This is a genomic window from Psychrobacter sp. PL19 (assembly GCF_017875835.1).
In the GTDB taxonomy this organism is placed as follows: Bacteria; Pseudomonadota; Gammaproteobacteria; order Pseudomonadales; family Moraxellaceae; genus Psychrobacter.
This window is the reverse complement of sequence record NZ_JAGING010000001.1, coordinates 2,649,724-2,668,681: the sequence shown is the minus strand read 5'-3', so window position 1 is coordinate 2,668,681 and position 18,958 is coordinate 2,649,724. Positions and strand designations below refer to the sequence as shown.

Genomic DNA, 18,958 nt, shown 5'->3' with positions numbered 1-18,958 from the left:
TTAGTCTAGTAACTGTTGCATTTTTAACACTCAGTTCGCAGTCTGTTGTACCTAGCATGTTTGTACTTGATACTCTCTCCCTTATTGTTAGTTTCCCTTTTATTTTATAATTTGGTTATGATGAAAAAAATATTATCACAAGCTAAGCCTGTTGTTTTTGATTGGCATTTCCCAAATATGCCGGCTCACCGTGCGCAAGATAGTGACCCTGATGGTGAAACGGCACCACAAGCCGACGTTATGGTGGCGGAACCAGAAGTGGCCAAACCGCCCATGTACGCGGTGGTCATGTACAACGATAACTACACACCGATGGAGTTTGTGGTTTATATTCTGCAGTCAGAATTTCGTCATACTGTGGATTCAGCCGTTGAAGTGATGTTAACGATTCACAATAGCAGCAAAGGTATTGCCGGTATTTATCCTAAAGATATTGCTGAGACTAAAGCAAAAAAAGTCAACAGTCTTGCTCACCGTGAGGGCTATCCGTTACTTACCCAGATCGAGCCCCATCAAGGCGAATAAGTAATGTCAGTCATTTCGTTGTTCGTTTAGAATTGTCTTTTGATAGGGTGGTCTCAACGAGATAGTTGGGAAATCAGCAATCCGATCGTTGTAATAGCGCTCATAAATGACTCCTCCTAACCCGATTTTGTGTCACTCCTACTGCATAAAAATACCTAAGTCTGCTGCTTTCTCTCTGCATCAACCTTGATTTTTTACCCAAGTAACCCTATCTATTATTGTATAGAGAATTAAATGCTCGCCACTGCTATCGCATATCCTAATGCGCTACCAGTAAAGAAAAGCAGCGTTTAGCGTCGCTACTTTTAAACGCCTTTATTGCTATTCTTCTACTGCTGTTTTTACCATTAGCTTTTCTGTCCATCGAATTAGCTGTTAAAGATATCGTTATTTCTGTTGCGTTGTCATCTTCTTGTTCGCTGCATTATTTGATACATTTTAGTACGTGTTAATTGATTGACTATATGTGCTTATCATGTTGAGATAAAGAAAAGCTGACGTAAACCATTTTATGATAACCGTCTCGTATTAACTGTTGCTTATTAACTATTGTTACCTAATGACTGGTTAATTATTAGTAATACTGCATAGTAATCTGACTTGAACAATCCACCTGTCGCCCTGATTTACTCACTAAGCTATTAAATCCTAAAGATATGTATAACCGTAGGAATTCGTTATGTTAAGTCGTCATCTTGAAGTTTCCTTGCGTCTAGCCATGACGCTTGCGCGCCAAAAATCACATGAATACCTCACTGTTGAGCACTTATTACTGGCATTGCTGGAAAACACGCATGCTGCTAATACCTTGACTGCTTGTAATGCTAATGTCTCAAATCTGCGTACCGAGCTTGAAGCTTATATTAATAAGCACACGCCAACAGTAGATGCAGAGTTAGAGCAATCACCACAGCCAACCCAAAGTTTTGATCGTATCTTGCAACGGGCAATATTCCATGTGCAATCTATCGGCGGCGGTCGCTTGGTTGAAGGCTCAGATATCCTAGTGTCCATGTTTTCAGAACATGATACCTATGCGGTTTATCTACTGAAAAAACAAGGCATTAGCCGTCTTGAGCTAACCCAATATCTATCCCATGGGCAGGACAAAAATGAACCATCAGAGCCGCGTGCTTCTATGACTGGCGAGCGTCGCAGTGCCTCTGAAAAGACCAGTAAAGATCCATTAGTAGAATTTGCTAGTAACCTTAACCAGCGGGCAGCCGAAGGTAAGACTGATCCACTCATTGGCCGTGGTCCTGAGATTGAGCGTGCCGCACAAGTCTTGTGCCGCCGCCGCAAAAATAACCCGCTATTAGTTGGTGAACCCGGCGTTGGTAAAACTTCAATTGCTGAAGGTTTGGCATGGTTAATTATTAATAATAAAGCCCCAAAACCACTCAATGGCTGTGTGATCTACAGTCTTGATATTGGTGCCCTGATTGCAGGTACGAAATATCGTGGTGACTTTGAAAAACGCATGAAGGCGTTACTTGACGCACTGAAAAATAAACCCAATGCTATCTTGTTTATCGATGAGATTCATATGATTATCGGTGCAGGCTCGTCCATGAGTAGCAACATGGACGTATCTAACCTTATCAAGCCAGCCCTTGCCAATGGTGAGTTACGCTGTGTGGGTTCAACCACATTTACAGAATATCGTCAGGTGTTTGAAAAAGACCATGCGTTATCACGTCGTTTTCAAAAAATTGATGTTAAAGAGCCAAGTGTCGAAGAAAGCATCGATATCTTACGCGGTCTTAAACCTCGCTATGAAGAGTTTCATAATGTCGAATATACTGATGAGGCATTAATTAGCGCAGTACAGTTATCATCTAAGCATATACATGAGCGTTTCTTACCTGATAAAGCTATTGATGTTATCGATGAAGCCGGTGCGTATAAACGCTTAGGTGTGATTCCTGATGCGGACGATATTAATGCTGAAGACAGCTTTATCGCTGATTTAGAGCAGGATTTTGACGAGCAAACCGCTATGGATATTGATGACACGGATATCGATAACGAAATGCAAGATGAAGCCGCCGCTGCTAAAGCCAAGGATAAGTCTAAGGCTGATAATTTACAAAAGCCCAAAAAGAAAAAGCCACCAATGAAGATTGGCGTAGCAGATATTGAAGCTATCGTCGCCAAACTAGCGCGTATTCCACCCAAGTCCATTTCAAGTGATGACAAGAGTGTTCTTGAGCACCTAGATCGCGACTTAAAACGCCTAGTCTTTGGTCAAGATCAAGCGATCGCGACCTTAGCCGATGCCATTAAGTTGTCACGTGCCGGTCTTAAAGAGCCAGAAAAACCAATTGGTTCCTTCATGTTTGCCGGTCCAACAGGGGTTGGTAAAACAGAGGTATCACGTCAGCTAGCCAGCTTATTAGGCGTTGAGCTGGTACGTTTTGATATGTCAGAGTATATGGAAGCACATACTGCCTCACGCTTGATTGGCGCGCCTCCAGGCTATGTTGGTTTTGATCAAGGTGGCTTGCTCACTGAAAAAATCAATCAGCACCCGCATTGTGTATTGTTATTTGATGAGATTGAAAAAGCGCATCCAGATGTCTTTAACTTATTATTACAAGTAATGGACCATGGCACCTTGACTGATAATAATGGTCGCGTGGCTAGTTTCAAACAAGTCGTCGTTATCATGACCACCAACGTTGGTGCTGATAGTATTAGCCGCTCTTCTATGGGCTTCACCCAACAAGATCATAGCCGTGATAACAATGAATCACTCAAACGGGTATTTAGTCCTGAATTTCGTAACCGTTTGGATGCGATTATTCAATTCAATCCGCTTGACACGTCAATCGTTATTTCAGTGGTCGACAAGTTCTTGGTCGAGCTACAAGTCCAGCTTGATGATAAGCGAGTGACCTTAGAGATTGATGATGAGGTACGTGACTATTTAGCTGAGAAGGGTTATGACCGTCTGATGGGCGCACGTCCGATGCAGCGCTTGATCCAAGACGAGATTAAAAAGCCGTTGGCAGGTATGATTTTATTTGGTGACCTAGTCAATGGTGGGGTAGTGCATCTTGCCTTGGAGCCGAAAGAGTCAGACTCTGATATCAAATCTGACAGCACCTCTAACCAGATTTCTATCGATAAAACGGCTGCTACCGCACAGGGTGGCAATAGACAAAGCGATAAAGGCTCGGCCGATAGTCGAATCATATTGACGGTCGTTGAAACCTACGAGCCGCGTCCAGACTCTGAATCATTAGCCAGCTAATTGAAGTGATCTCATCAGTTGGACGACTGGTTTTGGACTAGATAGCGGTAAAAATACAAGACGGTTGCTACGGCAGCCGTTTTTTTTCGCTAATTTTTGACTGATGATATTATGATTATTAACTTTTATAATGAAACGTGACATCCTTTTTTGCTACCATCACTATATCGAATGAGAATCTTATTAATATGATGCCCTAATAAGCATTGAACCAGCTATAAAATAACTACAAAGAGGCGATATACCCATGCAATTATTTGATGATGACCACCTAGAGAGCAAAACCGCAACCAAAACAGTTGAGCAAAAACAAGCTATTTTAAATAATGTGCGTCTGCCAGAAGACTGGAAACTGGCATTAACTGATGAGTTGACTTCTGATAATATGGACAGTCTTCGTGCTTTTTTAAAGCAGGCCTACCAGTCAAATGACAGTATTTATCCACCAGCACCCTTGATGTTCAACGCCTTTAACCTAACCCCTTTAGCACATGTTAAAGTGGTTATTTTAGGTCAAGACCCTTACCATCGTCCAGGGCAAGCAATGGGGCTATCATTTTCGGTACCCAAGACCATTCCTAAACCGCCATCACTCAATAACGTGCTAAAAGAAATGGCCGATGATATTGGTACCAGCTATTCAGCCCACGGGGATTTGACTTATTGGGCGCAACAAGGGGTATTGCTATTAAATAGCTCGCTCACAGTGAGTGAGGGCGAGCCCAACAGCCATCAAAACAAAGGTTGGGAGCAGTTTACCGATGCCGTTATTGATATTATTAATGAGCAAACAGAACATACTGTATTTATTTTGTGGGGTAGCAAGGCGCAAAAAAAAGGCAAGTATATCAACACTGACAAACACCTTATCTTAACCGCTGTACATCCTTCACCACTTGCCGCTAATCGCGGTGGATTTTTTGGTTCAAAGCCGTTTTCTAAAACCAATGATTATTTGAAGCAATACGGTCAAACTCCCATAGATTGGCAGCTGCCGCAATAAGTGCTCAACAGAGTGACTGCTAAATAAAGCAGATTTGGTATCTAAACTCAAGAGGCTGCAAAATTTTTCCACAGCCAGGCTCACTGTGTTCGTTTCAAAGTAGACAAACTATATGCAGACTATAAGTTTACAGCCATGCCAACCAGTAGGTCATCAGCTAATCACTGCTAGCACCTTTTGGTCAATTGAAGATGCCCAGTGGATGAAATTTGCGTTAGCATTGGCAAAGCAAGGAGCTGCCAGTGGTGAGGTGCCGGTAGGGGCGGTATTAGTACATGATCAGGTGGTCATTGGTAGTGGCTTTAATGAGCCAATCGGTCGTAATGATGCGACTGCCCATGCCGAGATAGTCGCGTTAAGAGACGCTTGTCAACGCTTAAACAACTACCGATTACCGCTACAGACCACGCTATATGTTACCTTAGAGCCATGCACTATGTGTGTGGGTGCACTTATTCATGCGCGCGTCGATAGGCTAGTGTATGCCACCAGTGAACCTCGTGCCGGTATGGTTGGTAGCCAGATGAATCTACCCGCAGAGCCGTTTTATAACCATCAAATTAGGACTTATCAAGGTTTGTGTGCAGAACACAGCAGTCAAATGCTCAAAGTCTTTTTTCGTCAGCGCCGACAACTGGCGAAAGAAAATAAAAGCAGTCCTACATAATCTATTCAGAGCATATTTATTATTCACTGATAAAGAAGATATCAACCACAACGCTAGTGATTGCATAGATTATTTGCTATAATGTTGCCCTATTTGGCCATGCAAAAATACGCTGCCCGATAAATAATTTAGTATCACTGCATAAGCACCTAAATATAGCCATTTAAATATAAGCCTCTAATATGACTGCCTTAGCGTCGCCGAATAAACCTACTGACCAATATAGCCCAGTGTTACGCTATCCGGTTATTTGTATTGATGGTCCAAGTGGTGCTGGTAAAGGCACTGCAGCTTGGCGTTTGGCACAGACCTTAGGCTATCAATTATTAGACTCAGGGGCACTGTATCGTATTGTGGGATTAAAGGCGTTTGCAGCAGGATTGCTTGGTGATGATGCTAAATCGCCAATCGATGCTGCAGCGCTGTTAGAGTTGACGCAAAGTTTGCAGATTGCCTTTAAGCCTAATGAAGAATCAGGTCGCGTTGATATTGTTGTTAATGGCGTCGCTGTAGGTGAGCAAGTACGCAATGAGACTGTTGGTGGCTATGCGTCGCAAGTAGCGGTATTTCCACAGGTACGCCAAGCTTTGCTTCAATTGCAACAAGCTATGGCCAGTCGTTCGGGACTAGTAGCAGACGGTCGTGATATGGGAACCGTGGTATTTCCCAATGCCGATGTCAAGATTTTTTTGACCGCTAGTGCCAGTGCGCGCGCTGAGCGCCGTGCGACTCAGCTTATTAATACGGGACAAACAGCAGATTTTGAAGCGATTCTGACGACGATCAAAGCACGTGATTATCGCGACGAAAATCGTGCTGCAGCGCCGTCTAAGCCAGCAGAGGATGCGTTATTAATAGACAGCTCAAGCCTTGATGCTGATGCGGTTTATCAGCAGATAAAGACCCATTGCCAAGCACAGGGTATTTGCTTCTAATATGTTTTTTCAAGTGTTAAAATATGCTGGTAATTATTATGAATCAGCAAAGCGCAAGAGGACTTACTAAAAAGATAATCGACAAAAAATTTCCTATAACCCTCAGTTTTAGTATAAAATTGCAGTAATTAGAATAAGATAGCAAGGCTATGGGAATTGTTAGTAAACAATCGATATAACGATAGTTTTATAAAATAAAGACAGTTGTTGCTAGTGAGCTTTATCAATCATGCGCTTATTAACAACAAATGTTTTTTTATATGAAGATATAAGATATAAAACCAGTATCTCGTTTTACATCTTCATAAATTTGATCCGTACTGTGCTGGACAGGCTACGGCTATACAAAGGTAGACATAATGGAATCATTTGCTGAACTATTTGAAGCGAGTATTGAAAATCAGGGTCTGGACATCGAGCGTGGCTCGGTTATTACAGGTACTGTTGTGGCCATCGACAGCGATTGGATCACAGTAGACACTGGTTTGAAATCTGAAGGCATCGTTGCTCGTGAAGAGTTCTTAAGCGAAGAAGGCGAGCTTGAAGTAGAAGTTGGCGATAGCGTTGATGTCGTGGTTGAAGCGGTTGATAACGGTATGGGTAACACCTTACTGTCACGCGAAAAAGCCAAACGCGTCGAAACGTGGAATATCCTTGAAAAAATCTATGACAACAATGAGATTGTAAAAGGTATTATTTCTAGCAAAGTAAAAGGTGGCTTCACGGTAGATATTGGTACCGTACGCGCATTCCTACCAGGTTCATTGGTAGACGTTCGTCCTATCCGCGATACGACGCACCTAGAAGGCAAAGAGTTAGAATTCAAAGTTATCAAGCTTGATCAAAAACGTAACAACGTTGTGGTCAGCCGTCGCGCAGTTATGGAAGCTGAAAACTCAGCTGAGCGCGAAGAGCTATTGAACAAGCTTGAAGAAGGTATCGAGATCGAAGGTATCGTTAAGAACCTAACTGATTACGGCGCATTCGTTGATCTTGGTGGTATTGATGGTCTATTGCACATCACTGACATGGCATGGCGCCGTATCAAGCATCCATCTGAAGTCGTTGAAGTGGGTCAAGACCTAAAAGTCAAAGTATTGAAATTTGACCGTGAACGCAACCGCGTTAGCCTAGGTCTAAAACAACTTGGTACTGATCCTTGGGATAACGTTGGCGCCACTTACCCAGTGGGTAGTGTGGTTAAAGCTCGCGTAACCAACTTGACTGATTACGGTTGCTTCGCTGAAATCTCTGAAGGTATTGAAGGTCTAGTTCACGTATCTGAAATGGATCACACCAACAAAAACATTCATCCATCGAAAGTTGTTCAAGTGGGTGATGATGTTGAAGTGATGATTCTTGATATCGATGAAGAACGTCGTCGCATTAGCTTAGGTATCAAACAGACTCTAGCCAATCCATGGGATGAGTTTGATAAGAAACATGAGCGCGGTGATAAAATCACTGGTACGATCAAATCAATCACTGACTTTGGTATCTTTATCGGTCTAGACGGCGGCATTGATGGTTTAGTTCACTTATCAGACATTTCTTGGAATGAAACTGGTGAAGATGCTATCCGTAACTACAACAAAGGCGACACTGTAGAAGCTATGGTATTGTCTGTAGATTCAGAAGCCAATCGCATTAGTTTAGGCGTTAAGCAACTCACTTCAGATCCATTCAACGAATACCTAGTCAATAATGACCGTGGTGCCATCGTTAATGGTAAAGTAAAAGAAGTTGACGCTAAAGGTGCAACGATTGTGCTTGCTGAAGAAGTTGAAGCTTACTTACGTGCCTCTGAAATCCAGCGTGACCGTGTCGAAGATGCTACTAAGCATCTGACTGTTGGTGATGATGTAGAAGCTAAAATCATCAGCGTTGATCGCAAAACTCGTAACATCAGCTTGTCAATCAAATCAAAAGACGAAGCTGAAGAACGCCAAGCGATTAAAGAACTGGGTAGTAACAGCACTAGTGCTGCTGCTCCGCAAGCATCGTCATCTGATGCACAGCCAAAAACAATTGGTGATTTGATCAAAGAGCAAATGCAGTAAGTTGTGTATGTTGACTAACTAGCTGTTTTCAATAAATAGTAATATAATAAAAAAGCGACCTCGGTCGCTTTTTTTGTGATTAATTTTTGTTGTTTCCCTAGATAAAAATAACAACACACACATATAGTCAATGAAAAGTAATATCGACACATAACCTACTGCTGGCATCAGCTTTTCTTGCTTGCTGTGCCTACGCAGACAGAGGCCGCAAAAAGCTTATACCAGCAGTACCGTCGCGTTTTTAAGGTATTTTAACTATATAGATTTTTTATTAGAATATTTGAACTTTTATTCTCAGCCATAATAATATCCACTATCATTTGCAACGTTGAGTAACAAAATATAAACTAGTACTTAAGTATCGCTACGAGAGTAGATTTACTATAGTATCTAGCCGTATCATTACCACCAATTAATAAGGCAAGCGTAATAATGGAGCAAACGATCAATAAGTCTGAATTTATTAATAATTTGAGTGCTAACTGTGACACTATGACCGATATGGTCGTTGATGATGCCGTACGCGAAATATTAACCTTAATGGTGGATACTCTAGCCAATGATGGCCGAGTTGAAGTTCGCGGATTTGGCAGCTTTTGTTTGCACCATCGGCGTGCACGCATGGGACGCAATCCTAAAACAGGCGAAAGTGTACCTGTGCCTGCTAAAGCTATTCCGCATTTTAAGCCGGGTAAAGCATTACGCGAAGCTGTAAATGACAAAGTGTCGGGATAATTAATAAAGTGCTCGTAATAAAGGTACCTGTAATAAAAGTAACTGTAATAAAAGTAACTGTGATAAAAGTAACCGTGATAAAAGTAACCGTGATAAAAGTAACTGTGATAAAAGTACGTATAAATATTGGTGCATAAAGAGCAGCTTGGCATCTAACAGCTGGATTGCTAATAGATTTTTATTTATCTGGGTTGTTTTTATTGAACTGACTATCAGACCGTTTTTTACGATTACGATTACGATTACGATTGGTTTTGTACTATCATTAACACTATTACCCTTTATCCATAATTGGTCACGTCTATTCATAACTGAGACAACTGCATGATGCGCTTTTTACTGTTTGTGTTACTATTTTTAAGCTTTGCTTATGCGCTTGGTTTGGTATTAGCGAACAACACCGAAGTAGGAGTGAATTTGCTGTTCTCGCAATCACCTACTATGAATCTAGGGCTACTCCTGATACTTTGCCTCATATTAGGTATCGTAATTGGACTATTATTGGCTCTATTAATATTCCGAGTATTACAAAATAAGTGGGAAATATCGCGCTTAACCAAGCTAACTACTAGCTTGCAAGAGCAGTTGGCACAGGCTAATGTGGTCATTGACCGGCAAGCAAGCGCGCCTACTGTAGAAGAGGCGGTCTACGGTGCAACTGCAACTAATGTCCAAGATAGTACAGGTGACCCCCATCTTAATGACAGCGCTCATGCGTCATTAACCAAGCGTAAGCGTGATTAATTCTATAGCGCTAACAACGATGATATTTAACGCATATATTTTCGACCGTCTTACCATAATATTTTATATAAAATGGCTTACACATGAATAATAACGTAATAACTTCCCCTGTTATTGTTGCGCTAGATAACCTCACAATGGCCGCTGCTCTAACATTAGCCGATCATTTAGATCCTAGTTTGTGCCGTCTAAAAGTAGGCAAAGAACTCTTTACTCGCTGTGGCCCTGCGATCGTCGAAGCGTTACATCAGCGAAAATTTGAGGTGTTTCTAGATCTAAAGTTTCATGATATTCCTAACACTACTGCACAAGCCGTATTGGCTGCTGCAGAGCTTGGTGTGTGGATGGTCAATGTGCATGCCAGTGCCGGCAGTGCTGCTATGTCACTGGCCAAACAGCGGCTGTTAGATGGTCATTATGAAACTCTATTAATAGCGGTGACTGTACTGACCTCTATGGGTAATGATGTGCTGCCTCAAATTGGCGTTACTGATGATTTAGAAGGTCAAGTCAGCCGATTGGCGCAACTGACCAAACAAGCAGGTCTAGATGGTGTGGTATGTTCAGCACAAGAAGCAAAAGTAATCAAAGCGCTTTGTGGCGCTGACTTTAAACTGATAACGCCAGGTATTCGTTTACCAGAAGATAGTGTAGATGACCAAAAGCGGATCTGTACACCCAAGCAAGCATTAAGCGATGGGGCAGACTATCTGGTCATTGGCCGTTCAATTACTCAAGCTGTAGACCCCGCCGCTAAATTACAAAAGATCCTGCAAAGCATTCAAAACTAGCAGTATTTTATATAAGTGCTACACTAGATGTTCTAATTAATTTGCATTTTTATTAATATTGGACAATATGAAATTACAGATTTTAAGTGACTTACACATTGACAGCTATGCCAGACAATCACATCCGATAGGGCATATTCCAAAGACTGATGCAGACTTGGTCTTGGTCGCTGGCGATACCGCTAATAGTGATAGTGGTATGCCGTGGCTGCAACAGCAAGCTGCCCATCTAAAAGTGCCTATTATTACTATTTCTGGTAATCATGAATACTTTGGTGAGGATGTCCTGCACTTCGACCACAAGCTGGCGACTTGGGACAACTATAGTGTCTCGTCCGGTCAAGGTGTTCGGGTACTACAGTGTCAACATATCGATATCGGCGAGGTACGCATCTTAGGGTGTACGCTGTGGACTGACTATCAATACCAAGCCAATGAAGACACCATGGTGGTTGCTAGGCGATTTATGCGCGACTATAAGCAGATCTATGCTGGTAGCGAGCTGTTTTCCCCTGAACTATCAATACAACTGCATACCGAGCAACGTCAATGGTTGAAGCAAGCGTTGATAACGGCCAAACAGCTGGGCAAAAAAACAGTCGTTATGAGCCATCATAGCATCAGCCCGTTATCGGTCTCTGAAAAGTATGACACTCTGCCAAGTAACGCCGCCTTTGTCAGTGATTTTACTGCGTGGATGCATGAGCCATGGGCACCTACGTTATGGATACATGGACATACCCACGAGGCGTTTGATTACCGTATTCATAATACTCGAGTAATCGTCAATCCACGCGCTTATCCGAATGAAGTAAGCAGTACAGCATTAGAGTTTGCCTGGGACAAGGTGGTTGAGATTGGGTGATTATATTAATCACACAGTAGTCCAACATTGTCAGATTCCTTAGGCCTATTTATTACAATACTTGTGATCGTAATATTTACAATGAACGGCTTCGGTGTCTCAACTTATTGAAAACAATATGAGGACGCCCAAGCAACGATGTATGCTAAAAGTATGGCTTAATAAATTAAAATTATCACATATAGTTCAATGGGTTGTTTTATTGCTACGAAACTTGTATTTTTTTCACTCTAGACAAAAAATCTGCTACGCTATCACCTATGAGTAAATTCACCGATTCCCCCCAGCCTGAAATAGCGAATGATAAGCTCGCGACTCCTAGTTCAAGCATGCCGGCACCTGCACATCTGCCTGACAGCATGATGTCCTCAGTCAGCTTGTTGCCTCATGATAAGCGTCTGATATTGTTTACTAGGCACTCTTTACGTGAGCGTTCTGACGGTAATGGCTTTGCCAGTTATCAGTTGCCATTAACCCCCAAAGGTCGCGTGTTAGCGAAATCTTGGGGACGTTGGTTGGCAGGCCATTTACCATATTCGCTTGATGTTGATAGTATCTCAAGCCCGATTGGGCGTTGTATTGATACGGCACAGCTAATGCAAGAGGGTGCGGGACTGCGGCGTAATATTACCCATCAATCATTATTGGTTGAACCGGGTAGCCTAGTTACTGAGCCTGAGATTGCCAATGCGATATTCAAAGAGATTGGTGTGCTTAACTTTATCAATCGATTTTTACAGGGCAACCTTGAAGGCACTAAAAATGCTTATCAAGGTGGGCTAGATATTTTGTCACTGTTCTATCAGCACCAACCACAGCAAGGCCATTTAATGTTGGCGGTGAGTCATGATACTTTATTATCGGCGTTTTTAGCAGTGATGCTAGATGTACTTGAAATTGACTGGAATGATTGGCCAAAAATGATGGAAGGGGTGTTTTTATGGTTTGATGACCAGCCCTTCGATCAGGCCAACGCTTATTTTGTCTGGCGTGGTGAAATTTATATTCGTCCAGTTACCGCCCTGTTAGAAGGTTGCCGTGCTAGTGGGTTTCATCCTAGTAAATTACTGCTACCGCCAGATGTGACGTGGACCTAAATTTATGGGGTAGCACAGACCTGGTTTGCTTACCGATCCTTATCCAAGCCTATTAAGCTCCTATCCTGCTGTTCGGCCTTTACCATAAGAAAACTGAGAGTTATTGCCTAAGTTGCGACCGTGTTCACATAAATGCATTCCTTGTGGCAGCTGGTTGGCTTCCCATTCCTGTAACGCTTTAGGAATATCATGCTCATGGTCGACCAGTGCCTCTGTCAGCGCGATAGCATTTGCCGCCGCTTTTGCTGTTCCCGCGGCTGTATGAGGTCGAGGAATAAAAGCGGCGTCTCCCATTAGCGCAATTCTATCGAATGCCATTTGCGGCACAGCCAAGTCCAATATTGACTGGACAAAAGGCTCTTTAGTCGCGGCTATTAGCGCTTTAAAGGGAGTAGCGAGCACAAGATCTGCGTAGCTGCGCATTGCTTGCTCAACATTAGCGGACATCCTCCCTGGCGGAACGGAGTTGGCTCTTTGTCTACCATCTTTGTCAGTGAGTACATGAGGTAACTCTGTTTCCTCGTCGTAATTAACGTACCAAACCCAGTTAAACCGACGTTTTCCAGGGACCAGTGACTCGTTTTCACCAGGGATAACATAGGCCAAAATATGTGAGTTTGGGAAGTCGTAAAACACGAACCGCTCAGTAAATATCGTGGCCGCTGCTGGTGCCAAGTCCACTTCGTCAATTAAGCCTCGATAAGCCACATAACCAGTATACTGAGGCACATAAGTAGGTAAAAGCTGCTGCCGCACCGTCGAAGTTGGCCCGTCAGCGCCAATCAATAAATCCCCAGTTTCACAAGAACCATCGTTAAAAATAGCCGTGACCTTAGCGCCTTCTGACTGTACCTGCTCTAAAACCTTACCTTGGTGATAATGTTCGTCTGGAAAGTGTCTTCGCATTGAGCGATAAAGAATATTCCAAGAGGTGAGTGTCTGACGCATGGCCATTTTTTCGATACGGCCATCTTTTTGTAAGTAGTAGCGTTCAGTGGCATCAACGCCTAGCTTATCGGTCGCAATTCCCGCTTTTTTGAGAGCGGTAACCACATCAGCTTGCAAAACAACACCACCGCCTCGACTGTCTAAATCATGAGCCGAGCGCTCATAAATATCTACCTGCCAGCCTATAGAACGTAATAGGGTCCCTGAGAATAAGCCGGCTAACGAACCACCGATCACAATGGCACGCTTATCTATTGATTTCACTGAGTCTCTCCTAAGTATCTATATGCGAACAAGCTTAGCATAAATAAACGCCACACAAATTAGTGTGATTGTTATAGCCATAAAAACACATTCCTTTCGCTTACCATCAAGACCACTTACTTTGTAGAGTTGCACAGGCACACTAAGCCACTGGCTAAAGTAAAATCATTTGAGTTAGCTAGAAGGTTGTCTTTTCAGATCATTTTACATTTTGACCTGCTGCCATCTATCTATAGTTAAAATACCTTAAAAACGCGACGGTACTGCTGGTATAAGTTTTTTGCAGCCTCTGTCTGCGTAGGTACAGCAAGCAAGAAAAACGTATGCCAGCAGTAGGTTATGTATCGATATTACTTTTCATTGACTATAGCGCCAATTTCTGTAGACCCCTATTTTCATACATATATATTTTCGTACATACATAATTTTTAAAGACACATAAAAAAACCTTGCCACTAGGGCAAGGTTTTAGTTATCGCGTTATTCGAATTAATATCACAAGACGCAGTATTAATAGGTAAGTCGCGATACGATCTAAACAGAGTAAATCTTAAGCTTGTAGGCCTTTGATTGTCTTGTTCAGGCGGCTCTTACGACGAGCCGCTTTATTCTTATGAATAATACCTTTGTCAGCCATGCGATCAATAACTGGTACCGCTCTTTTGTAAGCTTCGGTAGCCGCGTCATAATCTTTAGCTGCGATTGCCGCATCAATACGCTTTAAATATGTACGAACCATTGAACGTTGTGATGCAGAATTCTGACGACGTTTGGTATTTTGACGGGCGCGTTTACGAGCTTGTGCAGTGTTAGCCACGCGTATCTCCTTGATAAAAGACAGATAAAAATATGAATGTTGATTGTAATAATATGTTTAACAATCATATTTGATGAGTAGCCGTCTCGTCAAATATAATATCGATGCCAAATATAAGTAAGTCATCGCATACGCTGAGGCTATTTGGAATAATTAAACAGCCTCGACGTGTAAAGGCGGTTATCTTAACAAATTATTGTGCCTAGAACAATATATTTGACGGTTAAAGCGCAAAGAAGTTGTGTTAATCTGTACTTTTTGACTGGTTCGTTCATTAGCAACCAATAACCTGACAAAATCTCTTACAATAAATGTGGGCAATTGCGTGATTTATAACGTAACTTATAGCTTTATCTATAACCATAACCTTTCCAAACCCGTCTTGTTGATATCGTCAGTTCAAAATGAAAGAGTGTTGTCCATAGTAACGTGCGGCTGGTATGATTTTTTTGCTTGCTGTTCGTAAGTATGACAGAAGCTACAAAAAATCCGTACCAGTAGTAGTATGTCCTTTTTAAATTGGATCGACTATAGTGCTGCTAAGGTAGTACGAATGCTCATCACGCCCTGATGACTGTCAATGAACCGACAATGTATTAACCAGTGCGACTTTATAGAGATATCGTTTTATAAATATAAAAGATGGATAAATTATGCAGCGAAAAGCAATTGTAATAGGCGCAACAGGATTAGTAGGGCAGCATCTTGTCAATCAGCTCAGCGAAATTTATGACACCTTAATTGTGATTGCGAGGCGTCCACCGCGTTATATTAATGCCTGCATGCGCTTTTATCAGATCAATGATTTTGATAACCTAGCTGAAGTGTTTGCAAGTGTTGGCGCAGATCAGACGACCGATGCTTTCACTTGTCTTGGTACCACCAAAAAGCAGGCTGGTAGCGATGAAGCGTTCCGAAAAGTGGATCATGATCATAATGTCACTTTCGCTAAGTTATGCCGAGATAAAAAGATTGAAAACTTTTTTTTGTTATCATCAATGAATGCTGATAGCGACAGCCGATTTTTATATAATCGTGTAAAAGCAGAGACTGAGCAGTCTATTATAGCGCTAGGTTTCACCAGGCTGGTTATTTTCCGCCCTTCTTTACTGTTAGGTAAGCACAAGGGTCGCCCACTTGAAAGTATCAGCCAAAAGGCTTTTAAGCTAATTTCGCCTTTAATTTCAGAATCGCTACCACTGCATCCTATTTCTGCCAAACGGGTAGCAAGTTTCATGGCTATGACTGCGCATGATATCTATGAGCGCCGTAAGTATCGTACTGAAACGGCGCCTACTAACACTGATATTATTGAAAATAAGCAGATGCTGGCAATGACCCGGGTAAAACGTTAGGCTGGTCAATGGCATAAATCGCAGCACAAGGCTTGAAACAATGATTAGCCTGAAGAAAAAATATTCAGATTAAATAAAAAAGTGACTATTCAAAAGTACAATACCTAATAATTAATGCCTACTAATCAACATTTAGTAATCAACAAGGAGCGTGACTATGTCGGAGTCGACAGCAATGGATAAAGAAAATTTTGTAACCTGTGATTTATTGGATGCCAATCCTGAGTCGCAAGTATGCTTGCCGAATATCGAAAGCAAATCATTTTATAGCTTCGGTGCCAAAGACAAGTTTTGTGGCGAGATTGTGACTGTAAAATGTTTTGAGGATAACAGCCGTGTTAAAGAGCTACTAAATAGTAATGGCAAAGACAAAAATGGCGACGGCAAGGTATTGGTGGTTGATGGCGGCGGCTCAATGCGCTGCGCATTGCTGGGCGATATGATCGCACAAGCGGCAATCGATCACGGTTGGGCTGGGGTAGTAGTCTATGGCTGTGTCCGTGATGTTGATGACATGGCACAGATGGAGATTGGGGTCATGGCACTTGGCTGCGTCCCGCGCAAATCAACCCGCCGTGATGAAGGCCAGACTGATATTGAGATTAGCTTTGGTGATTTGACCTTAAATTCAGGTATGTTTATTTATGCCGACAACAATGGCATGATTGCTAGCGAGAAGCCTCTCATATAAGGGCTTTAGAAACTGATACATAGGTGCTTATATAATAGAAGTCGATATGTACAGTTACAATACCTTAAAAACGCGACGGTACTGCTGGTATAAGCTTTTTGCAGCCTCTGTCTGCGTAAGCACAGCAAGCAAGAAAAACGTATGCCAGCAGTAGGTTATGTATCGACATTACTTTTCATTGACTATAAAAGCTTGCGGTTAAGACTCATTGAAAACAATACCGACCAAGACTAACAATTGAGTAAAATCTTTGTTGGCCAATATGAAACGTATCGCTACAAAAAAATCCCAGCTCACTAGAGGCTGGGATTTTTATGTTTAAATAGGTTAAAACCTTTTATTGTATAGCCTGTCAGGCAATAATCTTTAAACAGACATATTAGTACTTTTCTAATTCGGACAGCATCTGCTCACGCGCCTTATAAATACGTCGTAACCCTAGCCATAAACTGACACACATCACCAGTAAAAGAATAGTGAATGGCAGGCCGGTACTAACAGAGCCTGCTTGGATGGTTCTTAGCGCTTCAGTACCACCGCCATAGAGTAAGGCAATAGCGATACAGCCTTCGGCAATTGCCCAAAATACGCGCTGCGACATAGGAGATTCAAGCTTGCCCCCGGAAGTAATCGTATCAATGACTAGTGAGCCTGAATCTGATGACGTCACAAAAAACACCATTACCAAGATAATAGCAATTAACGAAGTAATCATCGCCCATGGCAAGTTATCGAGCATCTGAAATAAGGTCAGAGAGGCGTTACTAACACCACCTGATAACTCTCCAACTTGGTTAGCATATTGACTGAGACCCGTTTGTCCAAATACAGTCATCCACACAATAGTCACTAGGGTTGGTGCTAGCATGACAGAAATGATGAATTCACGTACGGTACGGCCTTTAGAGATTCGGGCGATAAACATCCCAACGAAAGGTGACCAGCTGATCCACCACGCCCAATAAAATACAGTCCAAGTATGGAAGAAGTTACTATCAGTACGCCCTATCGGATTAGATAAGGGAATAATATAAGTGACATAATCAACGGTTGTTTCAGCTATTTTACCGATAAGACCTAGAGAATTTCCTGCAAAAAAGACAAATAATAATAGCAATCCGGCTGCCAGCATATTGACATTACTTAAAAACTTTACCCCGCCATCAATACCACGTGCCACCGAAATAGTTGCCAGCCCTGTGACTAATACGATAATAATTATCTCAAGAGTATTACCTGCAAAGTCCCAACCAAACAAGTAGTTTAGTCCACTTGCCGCTTGTTGGGCACCAAGACCGAGGGAAGTCGCTAAACCAAAGATAGTGGCCAATACGGCCAATACATCAATCACATGCCCGGGCCATCCCCAGGTTTTTTCTTTTAATAGGGGATAAAATACCGAACGCATAGTCAAGGGAAAGCGAAAATTATAGGCAAATATTGCCAACGACAAGCCTACTACTGCATAGATAGCCCATGGGTGTAGTCCCCAATGATACATGGTCGCGCCCATTGCTGCCCTAAAGGCTTCGGGACTGTCGGCTTCGATACCCAGTGGTGTACCTGCCCAACCGCTAGCATACGCTAAAGGCTCAGCGACACTCCAGAACATCAAGCCAATGCCCATTCCGGCAGCGAATAGCATCGCCAGCCAAGAGCCCCGCTTAAAGTCGGGCGTGGCATTGATACCGCCAATGCGAATATTGCCATAGGGTGAGACAATAAGCAGTAGGCAGAATACCACCATGATGTTGGCCACGCTGATAAACAGCCAATCGAAACTGTTGACTACCCAATTTTTGGTACCATTGAGCCATAAGTTAGCAATATCAGGGAGCAGCAGAGCGAATAATACAAAAGCAATAACCGCGAGAGCGGTGACAAAAAATACAGGGTTGTGGAGTTCTAAACCGAGAATATTGACATTATCCTCTCCAACCTTGTGTTTAGTGCTATAAAGCCTGCGTTGAAATTTATCAAGTAATACTTGAGGGATTTTTTTTGGCTCTTTCATAGGTAATGAATTTCCTAATGAGTGTGGCAAGTGGCTTACTTTTATGCCAAGGGGCTTACTTTTATGCATAGTCATTACATCATTTGATGCTACGCCACATATATTTTTAGCTTGCCACATAATAAGATGCACGATATAAGGCAGTCAGAAATAATTAAAGCGCTTAATGTCATGGTAGTAACCAAGGTAAA

At 42.3% G+C, this 18,958-nt stretch carries 16 protein-coding genes; 13 read left to right on the top strand and 3 right to left on the bottom strand.

All coding sequences use genetic code 11. From position 1 onward, the window contains the following. Nucleotides 1-117: 117 nt before the first annotated feature. From H4W00_RS10560 to H4W00_RS10510, 11 genes are all read left to right on the top strand, one after another. Complete coding sequence (locus tag H4W00_RS10560; protein ID WP_209958024.1) at nt 118-525, top strand: ATP-dependent Clp protease adaptor ClpS; 408 nt, start codon at nt 118-120, stop codon at nt 523-525. A 679-nt stretch (nt 526-1,204) separates the two neighbouring features. Then, the gene (gene clpA, locus H4W00_RS10555) at nt 1,205-3,781 is read left to right on the top strand and encodes an ATP-dependent Clp protease ATP-binding subunit ClpA (RefSeq protein WP_209958022.1); all 2,577 of its coding nucleotides are present in this window, start codon (nt 1,205-1,207) and stop codon (nt 3,779-3,781) included. 247 nt (nt 3,782-4,028) lie between these two features. Continuing rightward, on the top strand, nt 4,029-4,784 hold the full coding sequence (locus tag H4W00_RS10550; protein WP_209958020.1) for a uracil-DNA glycosylase: 756 nt from the start codon (nt 4,029-4,031) through the stop codon (nt 4,782-4,784). 112 nt (nt 4,785-4,896) lie between these two features. Beyond that, complete coding sequence (gene tadA, locus H4W00_RS10545; protein ID WP_209958017.1) at nt 4,897-5,451, top strand: tRNA adenosine(34) deaminase TadA; 555 nt, start codon at nt 4,897-4,899, stop codon at nt 5,449-5,451. Nucleotides 5,452-5,633: 182 nt separating this feature from the next. Beyond that, the gene (cmk, locus tag H4W00_RS10540; protein ID WP_209958015.1) at nt 5,634-6,386 is read left to right on the top strand and encodes a (d)CMP kinase; all 753 of its coding nucleotides are present in this window, start codon (nt 5,634-5,636) and stop codon (nt 6,384-6,386) included. Nucleotides 6,387-6,742: 356 nt separating this feature from the next. Next, the gene (rpsA, locus tag H4W00_RS10535) at nt 6,743-8,446 is read left to right on the top strand and encodes a 30S ribosomal protein S1 (protein WP_209959183.1); all 1,704 of its coding nucleotides are present in this window, start codon (nt 6,743-6,745) and stop codon (nt 8,444-8,446) included. A 432-nt stretch (nt 8,447-8,878) separates the two neighbouring features. After that, nucleotides 8,879-9,181, top strand: a complete 303-nt coding sequence (locus H4W00_RS10530; protein WP_209958013.1) for an integration host factor subunit beta — start codon at nt 8,879-8,881, stop codon at nt 9,179-9,181. A 327-nt stretch (nt 9,182-9,508) separates the two neighbouring features. Then, nucleotides 9,509-9,925, top strand: a complete 417-nt coding sequence (locus tag H4W00_RS10525) for a lipopolysaccharide assembly protein LapA domain-containing protein (RefSeq protein WP_209959181.1) — start codon at nt 9,509-9,511, stop codon at nt 9,923-9,925. 83 nt (nt 9,926-10,008) lie between these two features. Further along, nucleotides 10,009-10,716 (top strand): orotidine-5'-phosphate decarboxylase, encoded by a 708-nt coding sequence (gene pyrF, locus H4W00_RS10520; RefSeq protein ID WP_209958011.1) that lies wholly within the window; start codon nt 10,009-10,011, stop codon nt 10,714-10,716. 67 nt (nt 10,717-10,783) lie between these two features. Further along, nucleotides 10,784-11,581 carry a metallophosphoesterase gene (locus tag H4W00_RS10515; protein WP_209958010.1) on the top strand — a complete coding sequence of 266 codons (798 nt, stop codon included), beginning with the start codon at nt 10,784-10,786 and terminating at the stop codon, nt 11,579-11,581. A gap of 329 nt (nt 11,582-11,910) precedes the next feature. Further along, nucleotides 11,911-12,678, top strand: a complete 768-nt coding sequence (locus tag H4W00_RS10510; protein ID WP_442793108.1) for a histidine phosphatase family protein — start codon at nt 11,911-11,913, stop codon at nt 12,676-12,678. A gap of 60 nt (nt 12,679-12,738) precedes the next feature. On the opposite strand, the gene H4W00_RS10505 is transcribed toward H4W00_RS10510, so the two are convergent. Beyond that, nucleotides 12,739-13,890, bottom strand: a complete 1,152-nt coding sequence (locus H4W00_RS10505) for an FAD binding domain-containing protein (protein WP_334684951.1) — start codon at nt 13,888-13,890, stop codon at nt 12,739-12,741. A 550-nt stretch (nt 13,891-14,440) separates the two neighbouring features. Then, nucleotides 14,441-14,707: a 30S ribosomal protein S20 gene (gene rpsT, locus H4W00_RS10500; RefSeq protein WP_209958006.1), complete on the bottom strand. Its 267-nt coding sequence runs from the start codon at nt 14,705-14,707 to the stop codon at nt 14,441-14,443. Nucleotides 14,708-15,360: 653 nt separating this feature from the next. Here rpsT and H4W00_RS10495 point away from each other — a divergent pair. Next, entirely contained in the window at nt 15,361-16,062 is a 702-nt protein-coding gene (locus H4W00_RS10495; RefSeq protein ID WP_209958003.1) for an NAD-dependent epimerase/dehydratase family protein, read from the top strand. Between the two features lie 157 nt (nt 16,063-16,219). Then, nucleotides 16,220-16,753: a ribonuclease E activity regulator RraA gene (rraA, locus tag H4W00_RS10490; protein WP_209958000.1), complete on the top strand. Its 534-nt coding sequence runs from the start codon at nt 16,220-16,222 to the stop codon at nt 16,751-16,753. Between the two features lie 379 nt (nt 16,754-17,132). On the opposite strand, the gene H4W00_RS10485 is transcribed toward rraA, so the two are convergent. Continuing rightward, entirely contained in the window at nt 17,133-18,767 is a 1,635-nt protein-coding gene (locus tag H4W00_RS10485) for a BCCT family transporter (protein WP_209957998.1), read from the bottom strand. Between the last annotated feature and the right edge of the window lie 191 nt (nt 18,768-18,958).